The following is a 20,285-nucleotide window of genomic DNA, read 5'->3' as shown; positions in this document are numbered from 1 at the left end:
CAAGACCACGCAAACTGCCCTTTCCGTCGCATCGGGCGGACGAAAGGAGGTCCTAGTTGGCCCCCTTTGCGGCTTCGCGCTTGGCGATCCATCGGTAGCATCCGATCATCGCCTTGGATCTCGAACAGTCGCCAGAAGCGGCATGCCAACTGATCGCGACACCTTTTCCGCCCAGCACAAAAGCAGGAGTTACTCCATGGATTTCAATGAACGGGTCGCCGCGCTTGCCACAAAGGTCAGGAATCAGCGGGACGCAATCCAGACGGAAGAGGCCGCCAAGAACGCCTTCGTCATGCCGTTCATCTCAATGATCCTGGGCTATGACGTCTTCGATCCACTGGAGGTCATACCGGAGTTCACCGCCGACGTCGGGACCAAGAAAGGAGAAAAGGTAGACTACGCGATCATGCGCGGCGGCGAGGTGCAGATTCTGATCGAATGCAAGCAGCCGGGCGATTCCCTCAAGATCGAACACGCGTCACAGCTCTATCGATACTTTTCCGTCACGAATGCGCGGATCGCGGTCCTCACCAATGGGCAGGTGTACCACTTCTACACCGATCTCGACGCCCCCAACAAGATGGACACCAAGCCCTTCCTCGTGCTCGACCTGGAGGATATCGATGAGACCCTCCTGCCCGAGCTTCGCAAGCTCTCGAAGGACGTTTTCGATCTCGAATCGATCATCAGTGCAGCCGAAGAACTGAAGTACCTCGGCCAGATCAAGCGCTGGATGGCAGCGCAGTTCAAGGAACCTGAGGACGAGTGGGTCAGGTTCTTCGCAACGAAGGTGTACGAAGGTTCGCTTACCCAGAAGAGGCGCGAACAGTTCAGACTCCTTGTGGCCAAAGCCGCCTCGCAGTTCATCAGAGACCAAGTCAACGATCGACTGAAGGGCGCCCTCTACACAAACCTTCCCAAGCAGGCCGTCGAAGCTCCCTCCGAAGTGCTCGAAAGCGAAGAGGTCGCTCTCAGCGACGTCGATCGCGGTACGGAGGTGGAGACCACGCTCGAAGAACTCACGGGCTACCAGATCGTCAAGGCGATCGCGTGCAGCGAGGTCAAACCTCAACGTATTGTTGGTCGCGACGCCAAGTCCTACTTCGCAGTCATTCTCGACGACAACAACCGCAAACCCATCGCGCGCCTGCACTTCAACGGAAAAGCGCGTAAGTATATTGGAACGTTCGACGCCAACAAGACAGAGACTCGCCACCTGATCGACTCTCTCGACGACATCTATATCCACGCTGAGGCCATACGAAGCGCGGTCAGGACTTTCATGGGCTAGACGGCCACGGAGATTGGTCGATCCTCGGTGCTGAAGTAGCTGTTCGGTTGCTGCGGGCGGGCCAGCCAAGGAATCGGCCGAACAACTCCGCCCCGCTACCTGTCACGCTCGGGTTGAGCTGGTGCAGGTCATCAATGGCGTCGTGCAGGCAACTGGCCAGATAGAGGAAGAGGCTCACCGGCAGCGAGAAATGCTTGAGACCTGTGGATCGGTCGGGAAGGGGCGTACCTTCCCGATGATCGGTTGAGGATCTCGAGTGAAGGCCGACGTTGGCGCGTCGGTCGGGAAGGTACGCCTGGTGCTGACTGTAGTCGCCGAGGACGGGGCGAGGCGTGAGGACGTCTCGCTGCTGGATGACATCGTGCGGGAGGGTGCCCGGCGGATGCTGGCCGCCGCGCTGGAAGCGGAGGTTGACGCGTACCTGGCCGAGCTGGCGGTCGAACGCGATGAGCAGGGCCGGCGGCTGGTGGTGCGTAACGGCCACGCCCAGCCGAGGGAAGTGATGACCTCGGCTGGCGCGGTGCAGGTGCGGGCGCCGCGGGTCAACGACAAGCGCGTCGATCCGGAGACCGGGCAGCGGAAGCGGTTTCGGTCAGTGGTCCTGCCGCCGTGGTGCCGCAAGAGCCCGAAGGTGGCCGAGGTGCTACCGCTGCTGTACCTGCACGGCTTGTCGACCGGTGATTTCGTCCCGGCCCTGGAGTCGTTCCTCGGCTCGGCCGCCGGTCTGTCCTCGGCCACGATCACCCGGCTGAGCAAGCAGTGGACCGACGACTACCACGCCTTCTGCAAGCGGGACTTGTCCAGCGTCGATTACGTGTACGTGTGGGCCGACGGCATTCACGTCAACGTGCGCCTGGAGGAGGACAAGCTGTGCCTGCTGGTGGTCGTCGGGGTCCGCGCCGATGGGTCGAAGGAGCTGGTCGCCCTGGCTGACGGCTACCGAGAGTCGACCGGTTCGTGGGCTGACCTGCTGCGTGACTGCGCTCGTCGGGGTATGCGGGCCCCGGTCCTCGCGGTCGGTGACGGCGCGCTCGGCTTCTGGGCTGCACTGCGGGAGGTCTTCCCAGACACCCGGGAGCAGCGCGACTGGGTGCACAAGACAGCGAACGTCCTGGCCGCGTTGCCCAAGTCAGCTCATCCGGGCGCGAAGGCCGCCCTGACTGAGATCTACAACGCCGAGGACAAGCGGCACGCCCGTGCTGCGGCGAAGCGGTTCGCTGACGCCTACGGCGTCAAGTTCCCCAAGGCCGTCGCCAAGGTCGTCGACGACCTCGACGAGCTGCTGACGTTCTACGACTTCCCCGCCGAGCACTGGATCCACCTGCGTACCTCGAACCCGATCGAGTCGACCTTCGCGACGGTGCGCCACCGGACCCGCGTCACCAAGGGCCCCGGCAGCCGAGCCGCTGGCCTGGCCATGGCGTTCAAGCTGATCGAGTCCGCGCAGGACCGGTGGCGGGCGGTGAACGCACCGCACCTGGTCGCCCTGGTCCGCGCCGGCGCTACCTTCATCAACGGCCAACTGGTCGAGCGCCCAGCCGACCTGGCCGCATAGTCCACCCGACAAGCCCCAGGGAGCGCCAAGCATGACCATCATCGACAAGATCGCCTGGATCCGCCTCGAGAACGGCGCGATCCTCAGCTCCCGATCACGCGGCAAGGACGTCTACTACATCCCGGGCGGCAAGCGAGAACCAGGCGAAGGCGACATCGACACCCTCGTCCGCGAAATCCAGGAAGAACTCAGCGTGATCATCGCTCCCGACACCGCCGAGCACGTCGGAACCTTCCACGCCCAAGCCCATAGTCACCCCGACGGGACGATGGTCCGCATGACCTGCTACACCGCCGACTACCAAGGCGTTCTGCAGCCCAGCAGCGAGATCGAGGAGATGGTCTGGCTCACCCACGCCGACCGCCACCGGGTCTCCCCAGTCGACCAGATTATCTTCGATCATCTACACGAGACCGCGCGCATGCGCTGAGGCAACGTCAACACCCGTCCACAGGTATTGACAATTTCTCACCGGCAGCTCTCGGTACTCGGTCACGAGGGCCAACTTTGCCGCACCGCATGGCCACGGCTGCCCACATCGGCGACAGAGCCAGAGCGGGCGCATCGGCAGATGCCCGACCTCAATTGCAAGGTCGCGCTGCGCCGACCGGCGGCGCGGGTGACCGGTCACCGCCGACCACCGACAAGCGCGTTGCGCGGGACGTACATCGTCATGCGAGCAGATCCTTTGCAGACGGTCGGCGGTGGGCTCGCCGGGGGAATGGCGAGCCCACCGCCGCCGCACGGCGGCTTGGGGTATGCCGCCGGTCACCCACCCACGCAGCCCCGATGGCGGTACGCAGATGGGGAGTCATCCGTACGTGAGCGGAAGGGCCGGGTCGTGACAGCCGACGCTCAAGACCTGCCCTTCCAACCAGGTCCTCACGTCCGCCTCGCTTCGGACAGGTCACCGCGCGCTCCCCGGCTCAGTAGGTCGGGCTTGATCGCCCGTCTTCCAGCCAATCGCTGTTCGCCGGCAGATCCCAGTGCAGCGATGGCGCAGAACCGATGCATTCCCATTGCCATGAATGCCCTGAGCTGGATAGATGGATCTGTGATGGGCGGTGGCGGAAATGGGCGGCGCGTGCCGGGCTCGCGGCGGTATCGGCTGGCGCAGCGACGCAAGGCGATCGGCCTCAGCCAGGAACGCCTCGCCGAGGTCCTCGGAGTTGATCGTTCCACTGTCGTGCGGTGGGAGCGGGCAGAGACCGACCCACAGCCCTGGCACCGCCCACACCTGGCCACAGCGCTCAACGTGTCCGTAGAGGAACTGTCCGATCTGTTGGCCGACACCTGTCCGCCGTCCGTCACGCTCGACGGACGTCTCGACTACGCGCTGCGGCAGCCTGGTCGCGTCGACCTGGTCGCCGTCGCACACCTGCGGGAGCGTGTGCGGCATCTTGACGAGCGCTACGACCAGACTCCTTCAACCCTCTTGCTCGCAGAAGCGGCACAGTTGCACGGCCAGGCGGTCTTCCTGCGCCAGTACGCTGGGGCCGGCTCAGTTCAGCGCGAGTTGGCTTCAGCGATCGCCGAAGCGGCCACACTGATGGGCCAACTGGTGTGGGACGCCACCCAGCGACACGACCACGCCGCCAGCGCCGCCTACTTCGACCAGGCGATCAAGGCCGCGCGAGAAGCCCGCGACACCGCTGCCGAGGCCAACGCCATACTTCGCAAGAGTTACCTCGCGCTCTACGGCACCAGGCAGCCAACCGCCGCCGTCGCCCTGACCACGCAAGCCGCAGCGGTGAGCCGCCGCGACAGCCGCGTGCTCGCTGGCCTCGCCCAACTGCACCGCGCCGAGGCACACGCGATGCTCGGCCAGGTTCGAGAATGCGCTGAGGCCCTTGGAGCCGCCGAGAATCACTTCACTGCGGTGAGTCCGCAGGATCCGGCCTCAGCGCTCTACTGTCCCAGCCATCACGCGCGACTCGCGGGCTCCTGCTGGTTGTCGTTGAACAAGCCGACCGAGGCGATCAAAGCGTTGGAGGAGGCTCATCAACTCGTCGCCGCACGCCGCAAGTCGACAGCCGTCATCCTCGGCAATCTCGCCCTCGCCAACATCCGTCACGGCGACCTCGACACCGCCGTCTCCCACCTGCATCTGAGCATCGATGTCATCGAGCGGACCCGCGCCGGCGGTGGCCTTACTCTCGCCTTCGCAGCCGCCCGCCAGCTGCGTCCCTGGAGCGATCAACCGTCGGTTCAAGATGTCAACGACCGACTCCTCACCCTCATGACCCCGTAGGAGCATCAGCGTGACAAGCACCGACGATGCCAAGCAATCTGTCCGGCGACGTGTCTGGGATCTCCTCGAACGCGAGGGTGCCGCACCACCCGGGGTGCACGGCCACATCCCCGACTTTGTCGGCAAGGAAGATGCAGCAGCTCGGCTCGCAGAACTGGAAGCTTGGAAGCAGGCACGTGTCATCAAGTGCAATCCCGACCGAGCCCAGCTGCCGGTCCGGGTGCGCGCCCTTCAGGAGGGCAAGCTGCTTTACATGGCGGTCCCGCGACTCGCCACACCGAAGCCCTTCTACCTACTCGACCCAGCTGTCTTGGAGAGCCCCTTCGAGACTGCGGCCACGAGCAAGGGTGCGCCCGATAACGCCCCGACGGTCGGCCCCGAGGACATGCAACCGGTGGACATGATCGTCTGCGGGAGCGTCGCGATCAGCCGACGTAATGGCGTACGGGTCGGCAAGGGAGCCGGCTACTCCGACTTGGAGATCGCGCTCCTGACCGAGGCCGGGCTCGTGACCACGGAGACCGTCATTGCCACCACGATCCACCAGAGCCAACTCCTCGACGAGGAACTACCTGACGCTGGTCACGACTTCAGCGTGGACTACGCGATCACACCCGGCGAAGTCGTTGCATGCGCACCCGACCGGGAGCGCCCTTCCGGCATCCTCAGGGAGCACCTTCGTCCGGATCAGCTCGACAACATCCCAGTTCTGCACTGATCATCGTTGTGGTGGGAGTCTCGGTGACGGCAACGCCGGATCGTGGAGTGGTTCCGGTGCACGGTTCGCTTGCCGTCTATCCCGGCACGTTCGATCCGTTCACCCCGGGGCACCTCGATCTGCTGGCCCGCGCCCGGGTGATGTTCGACCAGATCATCGTGCTGCTGGCGGTGAACGCCGACAAGCAGCCCACCGCCGAGGCCACAACCAGGGCCGTACAGGTGCGTGAGGCCATGCCGTCAGCGTGGGGCAACGTCGAGGTGGACACCTGGACCGGCCTGACCACCGCCTACTGCCTGCGCCGTGGCGCGACGGTCATCGTTCGCGGCTTGCGTACGGCCGCAGACTTTCACCACGAATACCAACTCGCAGCGATGAACGAGACACTCGGCATCCAGACCGTCTGGTTGCCGGCCCGTCCGCAGTTGGCCGCCACGTCGTCCACGGCCGCACGCGCATACCGCGCGGCTCAGTCGGACCGTCCTTCTCTGAACGCCGAAGAGCGACCACCCGCCACCCACAAACCCGAAGAAGGCCCCGGCCGGGTGTGAACCACCAGGCCAGGGCCTTGATCGTTGGTGCGCCGCCAGGGACTCGAACCCCGAACCCGCGGATTAAGAGTCCGCTGCTCTGCCAGTTGAGCTAGCGGCGCTCGTTGGCAACGGGGAGAAACGATAGCAGGCCGCTGGTCGGGCCCGCCGCCAGGAGGCGTATCCGCTCGGGGACGTTCACGCTGTGATCACGGCGCGCCGTCCGCGCAGCTCGCCCTGCTCGATCATGTGGTGCGCCTCGGCGACCTGGGACAGCGGCAGCGGCACCACCGCGCGCGGGGCGAGCCGCCCGGCGGCGAGCATCCGGTTGACCGCGGCGGCGGCCTCGGCCAGTTCGGCGGTGCTGGCGTGGGAGATGACGAAGCCGATCACGCTGCGGTCGTTCATGTAGAGCGCCCCGACCGGCAGCACCGGCCGGGACCGGGCGCCGGCGAGCAGCACGATCCGCCCTCGCAGCGCGAGCAGGTCCACCACCGTTTCGAGGTCGTTGTGCCCGGAGGTGTCGAGGTAGACGTCGATGCCGTCGGGGCAGGCCGCCCGGAGCCGGTCGGCCAGGCCGGGGGCGTGGTGGTCGAGCACCTCGGTGGCTCCGGTCCGCCGGCAGAACTCCGCGTCCCGTGGTGACGCGGTGGCCACCACCCGGGCACCAGCCGCGGCGGCGAAGGCGACCAGGGCCGCCCCGACGTTGCCGCCGCCACCGGCCACCACCACGGTCTCCCCCACCCGCAGCCGGCCGTGCACGAAGAGCGCCAGGTACGCGGTCGCGCCGGGGTGGGCCACGGTGACGGCAGTCGCCGCAGCTACCCCCTCCGGCAATCGGTAGAGCCGCTCCACCGGTACCACTGCCTGCTCGGCGGCGGCGCCCTGCCGGCCGTCGTACCCCAGGCTGTTGCACCAGACCAGGTCGCCGGGGTGGAAGCCGGCGGTGCCGGGACCGGTCTCGACGACCCGGCCGACCAGGTCGCGGCCGACTACGAAGGGCATCGGCAGCGGCGTCGGGTACGCCCCGGAGCGGACGAAGGTGTCGACGTGGTTGACAGTGGTGGCGACAAGGTCGACGAGGACGTCGGTCGGGCCGGGGCGGGGCGCCGGCAGGTCGCCGTAGCGGATCTCGGTGACCGGCCCCGGGCGCTCGATGTAGGCGGCTCGCATCGCCTCATTCTGGCCGCCGGCCGGGTGGCCGCCGCCAGGATCCGGATCTCCCGGCGTCGTGATCCGAGTCGTGGGGAGACGAATCAGGCCCGGTCCACCGGACCGGGCCTGTCGTGTGATTGCTGGTGCGCCGCCAGGGACTCGAACCCCGAACCCGCGGATTAAGAGTCCGCTGCTCTGCCAGTTGAGCTAGCGGCGCTCGTTGGCAACGGGGAGGACATTAGCACGGTCCGCGATCCGGGTTCCAATCCGATACCCGGGTCATCCCTTCGGCCGACGTTGTGCGGACATTCGGCACCAAGCACGCACAAGGCTTGGGACGGGCTGATGCCGGATGGCTCTGGTACGGCACGATGTCCGCCAGGTGCGTGAGACAGGGGTGGGGATGGGCAGGTTCGCGCGGACCGGGGCGTTACTGGGCGTTCTGGGCCTGGTGGCGTCGCTGGCGTTGTCGGGTTGCGGCAGCGATTCGAGTGGGGCCCAGTTCGTGGAGGGTACGCAGCCGGCGGCCACCGGTTCGGCGTCTCCGGGCACCCCTGAGGTGACTGCTGGGCCGCCGTTGACGGTGAGCCCGGCCGACGGTGCGAAGGACCGTCCGGTCAGCGCGGAGATCGGGGCCAAGTTGCCGGACGGGGGCAAGGTCACGAAGGTGACGTTGACCACCGACAACGGCAAGAAGGTCAAGGGCAAGCTGCGGACGGACGGCTCCTCGTGGGTGCCGTCAGCGCCGCTGAAGTGGTCCACCAGCTACACCGCCACGGTGAGCGCCACCCAGCCGGACGGCTCGGTCAGCGAGGGCACCAGCACCTTCACCACGATGGCCAAGCCCGCCTCGGTGATCAATTCCGGGTTGTACCTGTTCGACGACCGGACGTACGGGGTGGCGATGCCGGTGGTGGCGGAGTTCCACCCGGGCATCGCCAAGAAGGACCGGGCGAAGGTGCAGAAGCGGATGTTCGTGCAGACGGATCCGCCGCAGCCGGGTGCCTGGCACTGGGTGGGCAACGGCACCCAGGCGTACTACCGGGCGCCGGAGTTCTGGAAGCCGGGCACGAAGATCTCCGTACGCATCGCGCTGGCCGGTATCCCGCTGAGCAACGGCCGGTACGGAAACGTCGACCGGACCGCCACCGCCAAGATCGGCTCCGCGTTCGAGATGAAGGTGACGAACTCCGACAAGCAGATGCGGGTGTACGAGAACGGCAAGCTGATCAAGACGCTGCCGGTGAGCCTCGGCAAGACGAAGACTCCTTCCTCCAGTGGCACCCTGGTGGTGATGGAGAAGAAGGAGGCGACGGTCTTCGACACGATGGACGACCCCGACCCGGAGAACCGGTACGTCACCGACATCCAGTTCGCTCAGCGGCTGACCTGGGGTGGCGAGTACATCCACGCCGCGCCCTGGTCGGAGAACGTGCAGGGGCGGCAGAATGTCTCCCACGGCTGCGTGAACGTCTCCATGGCGAACGCCAGGTGGCTCTTCGAGCGTACGAAGATCGGCGACCCGATCACCATCACCGGCACCGAGCGTAAGTTGGCAGCCGGGAACGGGTGGACGGCGTGGGATCTGAGCTGGGCGGAGTTCGTCAAGGGCAGCGCGCTGCCGGTGCCGGACGGTGGTGCCGGTCCGGCCTTGTGACCGGGCCAGATATGTCACTATCCGGACATCCAATTTCAGGTGTTTCGGTTCACCCTCCGCAACGGGTACGTGAGCTGATGCGTCTGTGATGTGGATGGGCAGCGGACCACGACTGTGAGGACACCATGCGAGTTCGGGACCAGCGCAACCGGCGGCGGGGGGTGCTCGCCGCGGGGATGCTCGCCGTGGCGTTGGCGCTGACCTCCGCCTGCACGGGCAGCGGCGGTAAGGGCGACGGCAATGCGCCGGGCTGGCAGGGCGGTGCCGATCAGCCGGCCGCCAAGGCGTCGGTGACCATCAGCGAGCCTGCCGCGGACGCGAAGAACGTGCCGGCGGCCACGGCCATCACCTTCGCCGCTCAGGAGGCCGAGAAGACCTCGGTCGAGTTGACCGACTCCGCCGGGAAGAAGGTCAAGGGCACCCTGGCCAAGGACGGTAAGAGCTGGCTGCCGGCGAAGGCGTTGTCGTACGGCGAGTCGTACACCGCCACCGTCACCGCGACCGGGGACGACGGCCTTCCGGTGACCGCCACCAGCGCGTTCACCGTGATGAAGCAGCCGAGCAAGCAGGTCCGGATCACCAGTTTCCTCGGTGACGACCAGACTGTCGGGGTGGCCATGCCCCTGATCGTGAAGTTCGGTCGGGCCATTCCGGAGAAGTACCGGCCCGAGGTGCAGCGGCGGATGACGGTGACCTCGTCGCCGGCCCAGGAGGGCATCTGGCACTGGGTCAGCCCCACCGAGGTCCGCTACCGGCCCAAGGAGTTCTGGAAGGCCGGGAGCAAGGTGTCGTACCGGGTGCAGGCCGGTGGGCTGCCGCTGGGCGACGGCTGGTACGGCCGGGCGGATCTGACCGTCGACATCAAGATCGGCCCGAAGCTGGTCATGACGGTGGACAACAGCACCAAGCGGATGGTGGTCACCCGCGACGGCGAGACGATCAAGACGATCCCGGTGAGCCTGGGCAAGAAGAGCACCCCGTCGTCCAGCGGCACGATGGTGGTGATGGAGAAGCTGCGCAAGACGGTCTTCGACACGTTCGACGAGCTGGGCCCGGAGGACGGGTACCGCACGAAGATCGACTACGCCCAGCGGCTGACCTGGGGTGGCGAGTTCATCCACGCCGCGCCCTGGTCGGAGGGGCAGCAGGGCACCACGAACGTCTCGCACGGCTGCGTGAACGTGTCGATGGCCAACGGTGCCTGGCTGTTCAACAACACGAAGGTCGGCGACCCGATCGTCGTGAAGGGCACCGAGCGCAAGCTTCAGCTCGGCAACGGCTGGACGGACTGGAACGTCAGCTGGGAGCAGTACGTCAAGGGCAGCGCCCTGCCGTACGAGCCGGCCGAGGACGAGACCGCAGACGACGAGACCGCAGACGACGTGACCACCGAGGACGGGACGACCGAGGACGAGTCGGCCGACCCGGACGTCTCGGCCAGCGCCACCCCCTGAGCCTGCCGCGCTGAATCAGCCGCTGCGCCCCATCGAGCCGACGCCCGGGTACCGGTCAATCACCGGTCCCCGGGCGTCGGGCCGTTTGTCGGAGCAGCATGGTCACCGGGTGGGCTGAGGGTCCCCGCCTCGGCTGAGCTTCAGGGTCAGCACGTCGGTGCGTACCGTGAAATGCCCGTGGAAGAGGGCCGCGCCGTTGCTGCCGTACCCGATCTGGGTTGCGGTGATCAACGGATGCCCGACCGCCACGCCGAGCCGGGCCGTCGACTCCTCGTCGGCGAGAACGGCGGCGAGTTCGATCTCGGCCCGGCACACCGGCATGCCGGTGGCGCTGGCCAGGAACTCGAACATGTCCAGGTCGATGCTGACCAGCCCGGACGGGTCGAGGTCACGGCCGTCGAAGCTCAGCGGCAGGTGGTCGCGGATCCAGGCGGCGGGGACGCCGTCCACGGCGAAGAGTCGGTCGACCCGCCACACCGGTGCCTCCGGCGCCAACCCGAGGACCTTCGCGCAGTCAGGCGGGCAGGTGGCCCGGCTGACTGCGGCGTCCTGAAGGGTCGGCCGGTGGCCGGAGGCGGTGATCCGGTCCCGCAGCGCGGTGACATCGCTGATCGACACCGGCACCCGCTCGGCGCCGTCGTGCACGAAGGTGCCGATTCCCCAGGTACGGGTCACCACTCCCTCGGCCGCGAGCTGGCCGAGCACCTCGCGTACGGTGGCCCGGCTGACCTCCAGCCGCTCGGCCAGGTCCCGCTCGTTGGGCAGCTTGTCGCCCGAGCGGAACTCACTGCCGATCAGCTCCCGGAGTCGGCCGTGCGCCGCTTGTAGCGCGGTTTCGCGCCGAGCCATCCACCCTCACCTCATCGTTCCCGCCGTCGACGGCCTAGGGAGTTTAGTTCGTCGGTGCCTGCCCGGCCGATCGGCCGGAAGGTCACCAGACCTGCTCAAGCACCCTGATCGTGTTGCCGCCGATCACCTTGGCGATCTCGTCGTCGGAGTAGTCGTGCTTGACCAGCCAGCCGACGATGTTGCCGAACGCCTCGCCCGGGTTCTCCACGCCGGACACGTACTCCACCCGAGGGTGCTCCGGCCGGTTGCCGGCGTCGTGGGCGTAGTTGCCGGCGTAGGTGTTGTGCACCCCGACGTGGTCACCGAACATCGTGTCCGGTCCAAAGGTGACGTGGTCGATGCCGACCAGGTCGACGCAGTACGTGAAGTGGTCCATCACCGACTCGATCGAGTGGTGCTTGTGCGCCTCGGAGAGCGTGGTGTGCGGGGCGGCCTCGATGCCGATCACGCCACCGCGCTCGGCGCAGGCCCGGATCACCTCGTCCGGCTTCATCCGGGAGGTGTCCCACACCGCGCGGGCACCGGCGTGGGTGATGAACACCGGCACCCGGCTGGCCTCGATGACGTCCAGACAGGTCTGGTCGCCGGAGTGCGAGATGTCGATGGCGATGCCGAGCTTGTTCATCCGGTCCACCGCGCGCCGCCCGAAGTGGGTCAGCCCACCGTCGTGCTTCTCGGACAGGCCACCGCCGAGCATGTTCGCCTGGCTGTAGGCGATGCCGAGCTGACGGACACCGAAGCCGTACAGGATGTCGATGCGGTCCAGTTCGTTCTCGATCGGGCTGCTGCACTCCAGCCCGGCGACCAGCGCCAGCCGGCCGTCCCGCTTGGCCGCGTGGATGTCGGCCAGCGATGTGGCCAGGAAGACGTGGTCCTGCTTGTAGAGGTCACTCATCCGCATCCCGAGGGCGTAGATGAGGTCGTTCCACTTCCAACCGTTCTCGCTTGTCACGCAGGAGGCGCCGGCCATGAAGTTGTCGAAGACGGCGGTCAGGCCGGAGCGGGCCAGACCCTCGTAGCCGGTGCGCTGGCGCGCGGTCCGGTTGTAGGCGCGCAGCTCACGGACGTCCTCGGGCAGGATCACCGGGTGCTCGTGCAGCGAGATGGCGGTGTGCTCGGTGAGCAGCCGGGTCACCCGCGCACGCTGGGCGTCGGTCAGGCCGAGGTCGTGCTCCGGCACCCGACCGACTTCCTTGGCCAGCTCGAACACCCGGTAGTCCGAGTGCGGCTCCAGGTACGAGTACGACCTGTGGCCCTGGTACCGGGGGGCGGGATCTAGCAGCAAGACACCTTCTCCTTGTCAGGACGGGTAGCCGGCCGTCACGCGGCCAGCGGATAGTGGCAGGCGACCGGATGTGCACCGGTGGCCAGCGGGGGTTCGGTAGTGGCGCAGGTGTCGGTCGCCTGCCAGCAGCGGGTCCGGAACCGGCAACCCGACGGCGGGTTGACCGGGCTGGGCGGGTCACCGGCCAGCAGGATCCGCTGCCGCTGTCGGCGGCCGGCCGGGTCGGGCACCGGCACCGCGGAGAGCAGCGCGCTGGTGTACGGGTGCCTGGGCGAGTCGTACAGGTCGATCTCCGGGCCGGTCTCCACCAACTTGCCGAGGTACATCACGGCGACCCGGTCGGAGATGTGCCGCACCACCGACAGGTCGTGGGCGATGAAGACGTACGCCACGCCCAGCTCATCCTGGAGGCGTTCCAGCAGGTTGACGACCTGGGCCTGGACGGAGACGTCAAGTGCGGAGACCGGCTCGTCGCAGACGATCACGTCGGGGTTCAGGGCCAGCGCCCGGGCGATGCCGATGCGTTGGCGCTGCCCGCCGGAGAACTGGTGCGGGTAGCGGTCCAGGTGCAGGCTGGCGTCGAGACCGACCAGGTCCAGCAGTTCCTTGATCCGCTCGACCCGGCGTCGGCGGTCCAGCACGTCCGGGTGGATCTCGAAGGGCTGGAGCAGGATCTCCCGGATCGTCCGGCGCGGGTTCAGCGAGGTGTACGGGTCCTGGAGCACGATCTGGATCCGGCGACGCAGCGCCCGCAGCTCCCGCCCCTTGGCCTGGTGCACCACCGACTTGCCGAACCGCACCGCACCGGAGGTGGGCTGTTCCAACCCGACGAGCATCCGCGCCAGGGTGCTCTTGCCGCAGCCGGACTCCCCCACCACGCCGAGGGTCTCGCCGCGGCGCAGGTCGAAGGAGACGCCGTCGACGGCCTTGACGACCCCGCCGGAGACGAATGGGATGCGCCCCTTGACGGGGAAGTGCTTGACCAGGTTCTCGACCCGTAGCACCACGTCATCGCTGGGTGGCACCGAGCACCTCCTCGTGGTGGTGGCAGGCGCTGGCCCGGTCGGCCGGCAGCGCGTGCAGCGGCGGCAGGGTCACCAGGCATTCGTCGGTGGCCCGGGGGCAGCGCAGGTGGAAAGGACATCCGGTGGGCAGCCGGGCCGGGTTCGGCGGGGCGCCGGGAATCGCGTAGAGCTGCTCGTCGCGCCGGTCCACCCGGGGCATCGAGGCGAGCAACCCTTCGGTGTACGGGTGCGCCGGCCCGGCGAAGATCTGCTCGACCGTGCCGCGCTCGACGATCCGGCCGGCGTACATCACCGCCACCTCGTCGGCGACCTCGGCCACCACGCCCAGGTCGTGGGTGATCAGCAGCAGACCCATGCCGCTGTCCCGTTGGATCTCCGCCAGCAGCTCCATCACCTGGGCCTGCACGGTCACGTCCAGGGCGGTGGTGGGCTCGTCGGCGATCAGCAGGTCCGGTTCCAGGGAGATGGCCAGCGCGATCATGATGCGTTGGCGCATGCCACCGGAGAACTGGTGCGGGTAGTCACGCAGCCGGTCCCTGGCCGCCGGGATGCGTACCCGGTCGACAAGTTCGATGGCCCGGCGGCGGGCGTCGGCGCGGGACATGCCCCGGCGTACCCGCAGCACCTCCATGATCTGGTGGCCGATGGTGAAGACCGGGTTGAGGGCTGCCATGGCGTCCTGGAACACCATGCCGATCTCCTCGCCGCTGATCCGCTCCCGCTGTTTGCGGGGCAGGTTGAGCAGCTCCCGGCCCTGCAACCGGACCGATCCGCTGACCGTGGCGGGCGGTACGTCGAGGATGCCCATCACCGCCTGGGCGGTGACGCTCTTGCCGGAACCGGATTCGCCGAGGATGGCCAGGGTCCGTCCGGAGTCGACTTCGAGCGACACCCCGTTGACCGCGTTGACCGGCCCGTTCGGGCTGGGAAACGCGACCCGCAGGTCGTCGATCTCCAACAGGCTCATCGCAGCACTCCGGCTCGGTGCAGGAAGTCCCGCACCACCTGCTGGAACAGCTCGGGCTCCTCCAACTGCGGGGAGTGGCCGGAGTTCTCGAAGACCACAAGCTCACCGTTGGGCACCAGGTCGGCGATGACCTGCGAGGCTTCCACCGGCGTACGCCAGTCGTGCCGGCCCACGGTGACCAGGGTCGGGCAGGTGATCGAGGGCAGCTTCGGCTTGAGGTCGTACCGGGGCATGTTCTGCCCGAAGGCCGCGTTGTGGGTCCGGTAGTGGAAGCGGGTGGCGGCCAGCCGCGCCTCGTCCTTGGCCGGGTCGTGCTGGTGATCGTAGAGCGGCAGGATGGCCCGCCAGTACTCCCGCAGCTGCTCGTTGCTCTCGAAGCGGCCGGTGCCGATCCGGTCGATGACCCACTCCGGGATGACCGAGCGGTCGGTGTTGCGGGCCCGCTCGACCGCCAGGTGGTCGTGCGCGGTGTCCGCGGCGGTGTCCCGCAGCACCAACGCGGAGACCCGGTCGGGGTGCGCGATGGCGTACTCCATGGCGATGAATCCGCCGTACGAGCCGCCGGCCATGACGATCTTCTCGTAGCCGAAGTGCTCCCGGATCGCGTCCACGTCGGCCACCCACTGCTCGTGGGTGAACGGCTCGTCGTCACTGGACTCGCCGGAGCCGCGGGCGTCGAAGACGATGACCCGCAACCGGTCGGAGAAGGGACCGAAGGAACGCTTCGGTTCGCTGCGTGAGCCCAGACCCGGCGCGCCGTGGTGCACGATCATCGCCGGGCCGTCCTCGGGGCCGAACGCCTCGACGACAAGTTTCGCTCCGTTGATTTTCACCGGACCCCCTCGATGATGTTGGACGCCAGGTCGCGCGGGTAGCCGGTGAGCCGGCGCGGACCGTCTTCCTGCACCAGGACCGTGTCGGAGATGCGGTAGCCGGCGTGCCCGGGCACGTAGACACCGGGTTCGCTGGAGAGCAGCATCCCGGGGGCGAGCACGGTGTCGTCGCCGTCCTCGACCCACGGCGCCTCGTGGTTCTGCAGCCCGATGCCGTGCCCCTGCCGGTGCCGGATGTAGTCCCCCAGCCCCTGGTCCCGCAGCACGTCCAGGCAGATCTTGTTGACCTCGGCGCAGGTCCGCCCGGCGACCATCGCCTGGGTGCCCACCTCCTGCGCCTGCCGGTCGGCCTCGTAGTAGCGCACCTGTTCGGCGGTGGGCTCACCGATGATGAAGGTCCGCTCGCTCTCCACGAAACGGCTGGCCACCGCCGCGCCGAGGGAGAGGATCAGGGTGTCGCCCGGTCGTACCCGCCGACGGGTCGGCAGGCCGTGCGGCAGCGCCGAATTCGGGCCGGCGTAGACAAGTCCCCCGGCCAGCTTGGTGGTGTAGACGACCAGGTCGTAGTGGGCGTACATCTGATCGGTGCCGTAACCGATCACGTGCCGGGCGATCTCGTCCTCGCGGGGCAGCGGGCCACCGGAGGCCAGCGCCTCCTCGATCAGCCCGCGCCCGGCGGCGAGCATCTCGTCGCAGATCCGGGCGGCGGCCTCGTGGAACGGGATCTCCTCGGGGAACTTGCACAGCCTCAGCTTCGCCACCGCGTCGGTGGTGACCAGTTCCGCACCGCCGATGGCCGCGGACAACGCCCGGAACGCGGCCACCGACACCCCGGCGCTCACCCCGATGCGGCGTCCCGCCCCACCGGGCCGCGACAGCGCGGCGGCCAGGGTCTCCTCGGCGCTGACCACACCCGGGTACTCGAAGTAGCTGACCATCGGCAGGGTGACGCCCTGCTGCGCGGCGTACTCCTCGTCGAGGCGGGGGATGACCAGCAACGGATCACCCTCGCGCGGCATCCACAGGTAGACCGGTCGCTCGGTGGCGATGTAGAAGAAGCCACTGAGGAACGCGACCTCCGGCGGCGAGGTGGCCAGGAAGCCGTCCAGGCCACGCTCGTCGAGCGCCTCGCTGAGCCGGGCACGGACGCTTGTGTAGAAGCTGTCGGGAAGTCGCACTTGTCAGCCTCCGTTGCGGCGGGGGTCACGGGAGTCGTTGAACCGCATTCCGGCGAGGGTCGCGGCGAGCACCAGCAGCAGGATCGCCAGGGACGGGAAGAGGGTCTGCCACCAGGCGATCGCGATGGTGCCGCTGCGCTGGGCGTTGAGCAGGATCCGACCCCAGGACCAAGCGTCCGGGTCACCGAGGCCGAGGAAGCTCAGGCCGGCCTCGGAGATCACCGCCCGGGAGGCGGTGAGCAGCACGCTGACGATCATCAGCGAGACGACGGCGGGCAGGATCTCGCGGGTGACGATCCGCCAGCCCGTCGCACCGAGCACCCGGGCCCCGTCGATGTAGGGCATCGCGCTGATCACCAGCCCCTGCGAGCGGATCAGCCGGGCCACCTCGGGCCAGGCGAAGAACCCGATGATCAGGGTCAGGGTCACCACGCTGGGGCTTACCACCGCGGCCAGCATGATCATCAGGGGCAGGGTGGGCAGCGCCAGCATCACGTCGGTGATCACCGTGGCGACCGCGTCGATCGGCCGGAAGTACGCCGCCGCCAACCCGATCGTGGTGCCCAGCGCGAGCGCGATCAGCGATGCGGCCAGGCCGATCACCAGACTGGTCCGGGTGCCCCAGACCACCTGGGCGAAGACGTCCTGCCCGAGGTCGTCGGTGCCGAACCAGTGCGCACCCGACGGCGACTGCAACACATCCGGACCGGCGCCGCTGGGCTCGTCGGCGATCAACGGCGCGAAGACCGCCATCAGCACCATCACCAGCAGCACCAGCACCGACAGCGCCACAGTGGGCTGCCGCAGGTAGCCGTACCAGGAGGACCGCTTGGACGCCGACGGCGCCGACGGCGGTGCCGGCTCGGTCAGCACAGGGGCACTCACGGCACCCTCCCTTCGTTCACGGTGGTGGGGAAACGCCTCGCGCTCACAGGCGGATCCGGGGGTTGAGGACGGCGTAGAGCATGTCGGTCAGGGCGTTGGCGAACACCACGGTGACGGCGAGCATGATGAACGCGCCCTGGATCACCGGGTAGTCCTGCTGACCCACCGCCTCGTAGATCAGGCGGCCGACCCCGGGGTAGGCGAAGACCGTCTCGGTCAGCACCGCGCCGCCGACCAGGGTGCCCAGTTGCAGACCCATCAGGGTCAGCGCCGGCAGGATCGCGTTGCGCAGACCGTGCTTCCAGACCCGCCGGCGGGCCGACAGGCCACGCGCCTGGGCGGCGCGGATGTAGTCCTCACCGAGGACCTCGATCATGTTGGTCCGCAGCGTCAGCGCGTACGGGCCGAGTTGCACCAGGACCAGGGAGAGCACCGGCAGCACCAGGTGGTGGGCCAGGCTCAGGTAGGCGCCCAGTCCCCGGGTGTCCGGGTCGATCGCCCCACCGATCGGGAACCAGCCGAGCTGGGCCCCGAAGAAGACCAGCAGCAGGATCGCGACGCTGGGCACGAAGAGCGCGTTGGCGCTGATGCCGAAGCCCTGCAGCGCCCGGTCGAGCCACTTGCCCCGGTTGACGGCGGCGGTCACGCCGATCGGGATACCGACCGCGATGGTCAGTACGAACGCGCTTCCGGCCAGCAGCAACGTCCAGGGCAGGCGATCGAGGATGATGTCGGTGACCGGTTGGATCTGCCGGAACGAGATGCCCAGGTTGCCCTGGATCAACTCGCGCAGGTACGACACGTACTGCTCCCACAACGGACGGTCCAGGCCGTACGTCTTGAGCAGTGCCGCCTGCATCTCCGGCGTCATGTCGCCCTCGACCATGAGGGTCGTGGGGTCCCCCGGCAGCAGCCGGAGCAGGAAGAACGTCGAGGTGATCGCGATCCACACGGTCAGGACGGCCTTCAGTGCTCGGCTGAGCACGAAACGCAGCACGGGGGACCCCTCCTTTCCCTCTGGTTGGGGTTACTTGACCGGAGTGACCTGGGCCAGCGAGTACGCGGTGACCATGCCGAGCAGGTCCGACGGCGACGCGACGAAGCCGGTGAACTTGCTGGCGTTGTAGGCGAACTGGAAGTTCTCCACGTACAGCGGGGTCAGGTACGCCTGCTCGTGCACGACCTTGTCAATGTTCTTGATCTTGGTCTTGAACTCTTCGGGGTCGGTGGTGCCGGCCGCGTCGTTGATCAGCGCGTCCATCTCGGCCGACTCGAGCAGGTTGTAGTTGATGCCACCCGGGTTGCTGGACAGGTAGGTGCTGCGCAGCTGGTCCATCGGGTTGTCGAACACGCCCCACTGCGAGGCGTCGATGTCGTACTCACCGTTCTTGGTGCGGGTGAGGAAGGTGTTGCGCTCGACGCACTCGTTCTCCAGCTTGATGCCGGCCTTGGCCGCGCTCTCGCGGAAGAGCTGCACCACGCGGGTGATGTTGGCGTTGGACTGGTCGCAGGCCACGCCGAAGGAGAGCTCGTCGAAGAAGCCGTCGTTGTTGCCGTCCTTGTAGCCCGCCGCACTCAGCTTGGCCTTCGCGCCCTCGGGGTCGAACGGGTACGGCTGGAGCTCGGTGTTGTCGTACTCCGAGAAGATCGGCGAGATCGGCCCGGCCATCTGCTGGCCGTCACCCTGGAGCACCGCGGAGATGATCGCCTTGGTGTCCACCGCCATCGACAGCGCCTGCCGGACCTGCTGGTCGGCGAGGTACTTGTTCTTCATGTTGTAGGTCAGGTGGGCGAAGCCGAGCGCGCCGACCTTCTCCAGCTTGATCTTGTCGTCGCCCTCGAAGGTCTTCGCCGCCGAGATCGGCACCGGGGTACCCATCAGGTCGATGTCGCCGTTGCGCAGCGCCAGCATCATCGTGTTGACGTCCGGGTAGACCCGGTACTCGACCTGGCTGACCGCGGCCTTGCCACCCGGCGCGAGCGGGTAGTGCTCGTTGCGCTTCATCACGTAGCGCTGGCCCTTGGTCACGCTGTCCAGCACGAACGGTCCGGCACCGACCCAGTTCGAGTCGTTGGCGAACTTGGAGAGGTCGCCGGCCGGCTCGAAGATGTGCTTCGGTACGACGGCCATCCAGAAGCCGACGCCCTCGGCAAACGGCGCGTACGGCTGGGAGAGCTTGAACTTGACTGTGGTCGCGTCCGGGGCCTCGACCGACTCGACCCAGGTCAGCTTGGCCGCGACGTTGCCGAGCTTGTACTCCATGATCTTCTCGGCGCTGAACTTCACGTCGTCGGCGACGACCGGCTTGCCGTCGGACCACTTGAAGTCGTCGCGCAGCACGAAGACGGCGGTCTTGCCGTCATCCTCGTAGCGGTACTCCTTGGCCAGCTCCGGGGCCTTCTGCGCGTTCTCGTCGATCCGCAGCAGGTGCGGGTACATCGCGTTGAGAATCCACGAGTCGGTCTTGCTGAGCGACTGGAGCGGGTTGAAGTTGCTGACGTCGGTGGTGGTGCCGATCCGCAGCACCGTCTCCGACGACGAGTTGCCGGAGGACGAGTTGTTGTCCTCGTTCAGGCCGCAGCCAGACACACCCAGCGTGGCCACCACGCCGAGCGCGACAGCGAGCCGCCAACGACCCTTCACTGCCATTT

At 67.6% G+C, this 20,285-nt stretch carries 18 protein-coding genes, 2 tRNA genes and 2 pseudogenes; 8 read left to right on the top strand and 14 right to left on the bottom strand.

The window, feature by feature from the left end; all coding sequences use genetic code 11:
- The coding region (locus Vgi01_RS18515; protein ID WP_204291843.1) for a type I restriction endonuclease at positions 1–1,291 on the top strand (1,291 nt) is incomplete at its 5' end.
- Here Vgi01_RS18515 and Vgi01_RS30725 read toward each other — a convergent pair.
- Positions 1,281–1,478 (bottom strand): annotated as a pseudogene (locus Vgi01_RS30725) (hypothetical protein); the annotation flags it as partial. The gene Vgi01_RS18515 and the pseudogene Vgi01_RS30725 sit on opposite strands and share 11 nt — an antisense overlap.
- A 111-nt stretch (positions 1,479–1,589) precedes the next feature.
- Between Vgi01_RS30725 and Vgi01_RS18510 the strand changes: the two are divergent.
- Positions 1,590–2,846, top strand: a complete 1,257-nt coding sequence (locus Vgi01_RS18510; protein WP_203223457.1) for an IS256 family transposase — start codon at positions 1,590–1,592, stop codon at positions 2,844–2,846.
- 31 nt (positions 2,847–2,877) lie between these two features.
- Positions 2,878–3,276 carry an NUDIX hydrolase gene (locus tag Vgi01_RS18505; protein WP_203223458.1) on the top strand — a complete coding sequence of 133 codons (399 nt, stop codon included), beginning with the start codon at positions 2,878–2,880 and terminating at the stop codon, positions 3,274–3,276.
- A 21-nt stretch (positions 3,277–3,297) separates the two neighbouring features.
- On the opposite strand, the pseudogene Vgi01_RS31435 reads toward Vgi01_RS18505, so the two are convergent.
- Positions 3,298–3,477 (bottom strand): annotated as a pseudogene (locus Vgi01_RS31435) (hypothetical protein); the annotation flags it as partial.
- 363 nt (positions 3,478–3,840) lie between these two features.
- Between Vgi01_RS31435 and Vgi01_RS18500 the strand changes: the two are divergent.
- From Vgi01_RS18500 to coaD, 3 genes are read left to right on the top strand one after another with little or no spacing between them, the layout of a single operon-like run.
- Positions 3,841–5,097 carry a helix-turn-helix domain-containing protein gene (locus Vgi01_RS18500; RefSeq protein ID WP_239089042.1) on the top strand — a complete coding sequence of 419 codons (1,257 nt, stop codon included), beginning with the start codon at positions 3,841–3,843 and terminating at the stop codon, positions 5,095–5,097.
- Between the two features lie 10 nt (positions 5,098–5,107).
- Complete coding sequence (locus tag Vgi01_RS18495; protein WP_204291842.1) at positions 5,108–5,815, top strand: 5-formyltetrahydrofolate cyclo-ligase; 708 nt, start codon at positions 5,108–5,110, stop codon at positions 5,813–5,815.
- Positions 5,816–5,838: 23 nt separating this feature from the next.
- Entirely contained in the window at positions 5,839–6,366 is a 528-nt protein-coding gene (gene coaD, locus Vgi01_RS18490) for a pantetheine-phosphate adenylyltransferase (RefSeq protein WP_239089041.1), read from the top strand.
- A 25-nt stretch (positions 6,367–6,391) separates the two neighbouring features.
- On the opposite strand, the gene Vgi01_RS18485 is transcribed toward coaD, so the two are convergent.
- From Vgi01_RS18485 to Vgi01_RS18475, 3 genes are all read right to left on the bottom strand, one after another.
- Positions 6,392–6,467: transfer RNA gene (locus Vgi01_RS18485), tRNA-Lys, on the bottom strand.
- A 76-nt stretch (positions 6,468–6,543) separates the two neighbouring features.
- On the bottom strand, positions 6,544–7,518 hold the full coding sequence (locus Vgi01_RS18480) for an NADPH:quinone reductase (protein ID WP_102656870.1): 975 nt from the start codon (positions 7,516–7,518) through the stop codon (positions 6,544–6,546).
- A 123-nt stretch (positions 7,519–7,641) separates the two neighbouring features.
- Positions 7,642–7,717 (bottom strand) — tRNA-Lys (locus Vgi01_RS18475).
- Between the two features lie 186 nt (positions 7,718–7,903).
- On the opposite strand from Vgi01_RS18475, the gene Vgi01_RS18470 reads away from it, so the two are divergent.
- The gene (locus Vgi01_RS18470) at positions 7,904–9,157 is read left to right on the top strand and encodes a L,D-transpeptidase (RefSeq protein ID WP_102660743.1); all 1,254 of its coding nucleotides are present in this window, start codon (positions 7,904–7,906) and stop codon (positions 9,155–9,157) included.
- 125 nt (positions 9,158–9,282) lie between these two features.
- Complete coding sequence (locus Vgi01_RS18465) at positions 9,283–10,611, top strand: L,D-transpeptidase (protein ID WP_102660742.1); 1,329 nt, start codon at positions 9,283–9,285, stop codon at positions 10,609–10,611.
- Between the two features lie 102 nt (positions 10,612–10,713).
- Here Vgi01_RS18465 and Vgi01_RS18460 read toward each other — a convergent pair whose 3' ends face one another.
- From Vgi01_RS18460 to Vgi01_RS18420, 9 genes are all read right to left on the bottom strand, one after another.
- A complete protein-coding gene (locus Vgi01_RS18460; RefSeq protein WP_102660741.1) occupies positions 10,714–11,460 on the bottom strand; it encodes a GntR family transcriptional regulator in 747 nt (248 codons plus the stop codon).
- Positions 11,461–11,542: 82 nt separating this feature from the next.
- Positions 11,543–12,745: a dipeptidase gene (locus Vgi01_RS18455; protein ID WP_199180355.1), complete on the bottom strand. Its 1,203-nt coding sequence runs from the start codon at positions 12,743–12,745 to the stop codon at positions 11,543–11,545.
- Positions 12,746–12,780: 35 nt separating this feature from the next.
- Positions 12,781–13,770 (bottom strand): ABC transporter ATP-binding protein, encoded by a 990-nt coding sequence (locus Vgi01_RS18450; RefSeq protein WP_102660740.1) that lies wholly within the window; start codon positions 13,768–13,770, stop codon positions 12,781–12,783.
- A complete protein-coding gene (locus Vgi01_RS18445; RefSeq protein ID WP_013731908.1) occupies positions 13,754–14,737 on the bottom strand; it encodes an ABC transporter ATP-binding protein in 984 nt (327 codons plus the stop codon). The genes Vgi01_RS18450 and Vgi01_RS18445 overlap by 17 nt, the downstream gene beginning before the upstream one ends.
- The gene (locus Vgi01_RS18440; RefSeq protein ID WP_204291841.1) at positions 14,734–15,570 is read right to left on the bottom strand and encodes an alpha/beta fold hydrolase; all 837 of its coding nucleotides are present in this window, start codon (positions 15,568–15,570) and stop codon (positions 14,734–14,736) included. Before Vgi01_RS18440 ends, Vgi01_RS18445 begins: the two co-directional genes overlap by 4 nt.
- Complete coding sequence (locus tag Vgi01_RS18435; protein WP_102660738.1) at positions 15,567–16,748, bottom strand: M24 family metallopeptidase; 1,182 nt, start codon at positions 16,746–16,748, stop codon at positions 15,567–15,569. Before Vgi01_RS18435 ends, Vgi01_RS18440 begins: the two co-directional genes overlap by 4 nt.
- Before the next feature lie 3 nt (positions 16,749–16,751).
- Complete coding sequence (locus Vgi01_RS18430; protein WP_239089040.1) at positions 16,752–17,633, bottom strand: ABC transporter permease; 882 nt, start codon at positions 17,631–17,633, stop codon at positions 16,752–16,754.
- A 43-nt stretch (positions 17,634–17,676) separates the two neighbouring features.
- The gene (locus Vgi01_RS18425; protein WP_204291840.1) at positions 17,677–18,630 is read right to left on the bottom strand and encodes an ABC transporter permease; all 954 of its coding nucleotides are present in this window, start codon (positions 18,628–18,630) and stop codon (positions 17,677–17,679) included.
- 30 nt (positions 18,631–18,660) lie between these two features.
- Entirely contained in the window at positions 18,661–20,283 is a 1,623-nt protein-coding gene (locus tag Vgi01_RS18420; RefSeq protein WP_239089044.1) for an ABC transporter substrate-binding protein, read from the bottom strand.
- Between the last annotated feature and the right edge of the window lie 2 nt (positions 20,284–20,285).

The sequence above is a fragment of the Micromonospora gifhornensis genome, assembly GCF_016863515.1.
Lineage (GTDB): Bacteria > Actinomycetota > Actinomycetes > Mycobacteriales > Micromonosporaceae > Micromonospora > Micromonospora gifhornensis.
The sequence above is the reverse complement of the archived record's forward strand: the minus strand, read 5'-3'. Positions and strand labels throughout refer to the sequence as shown.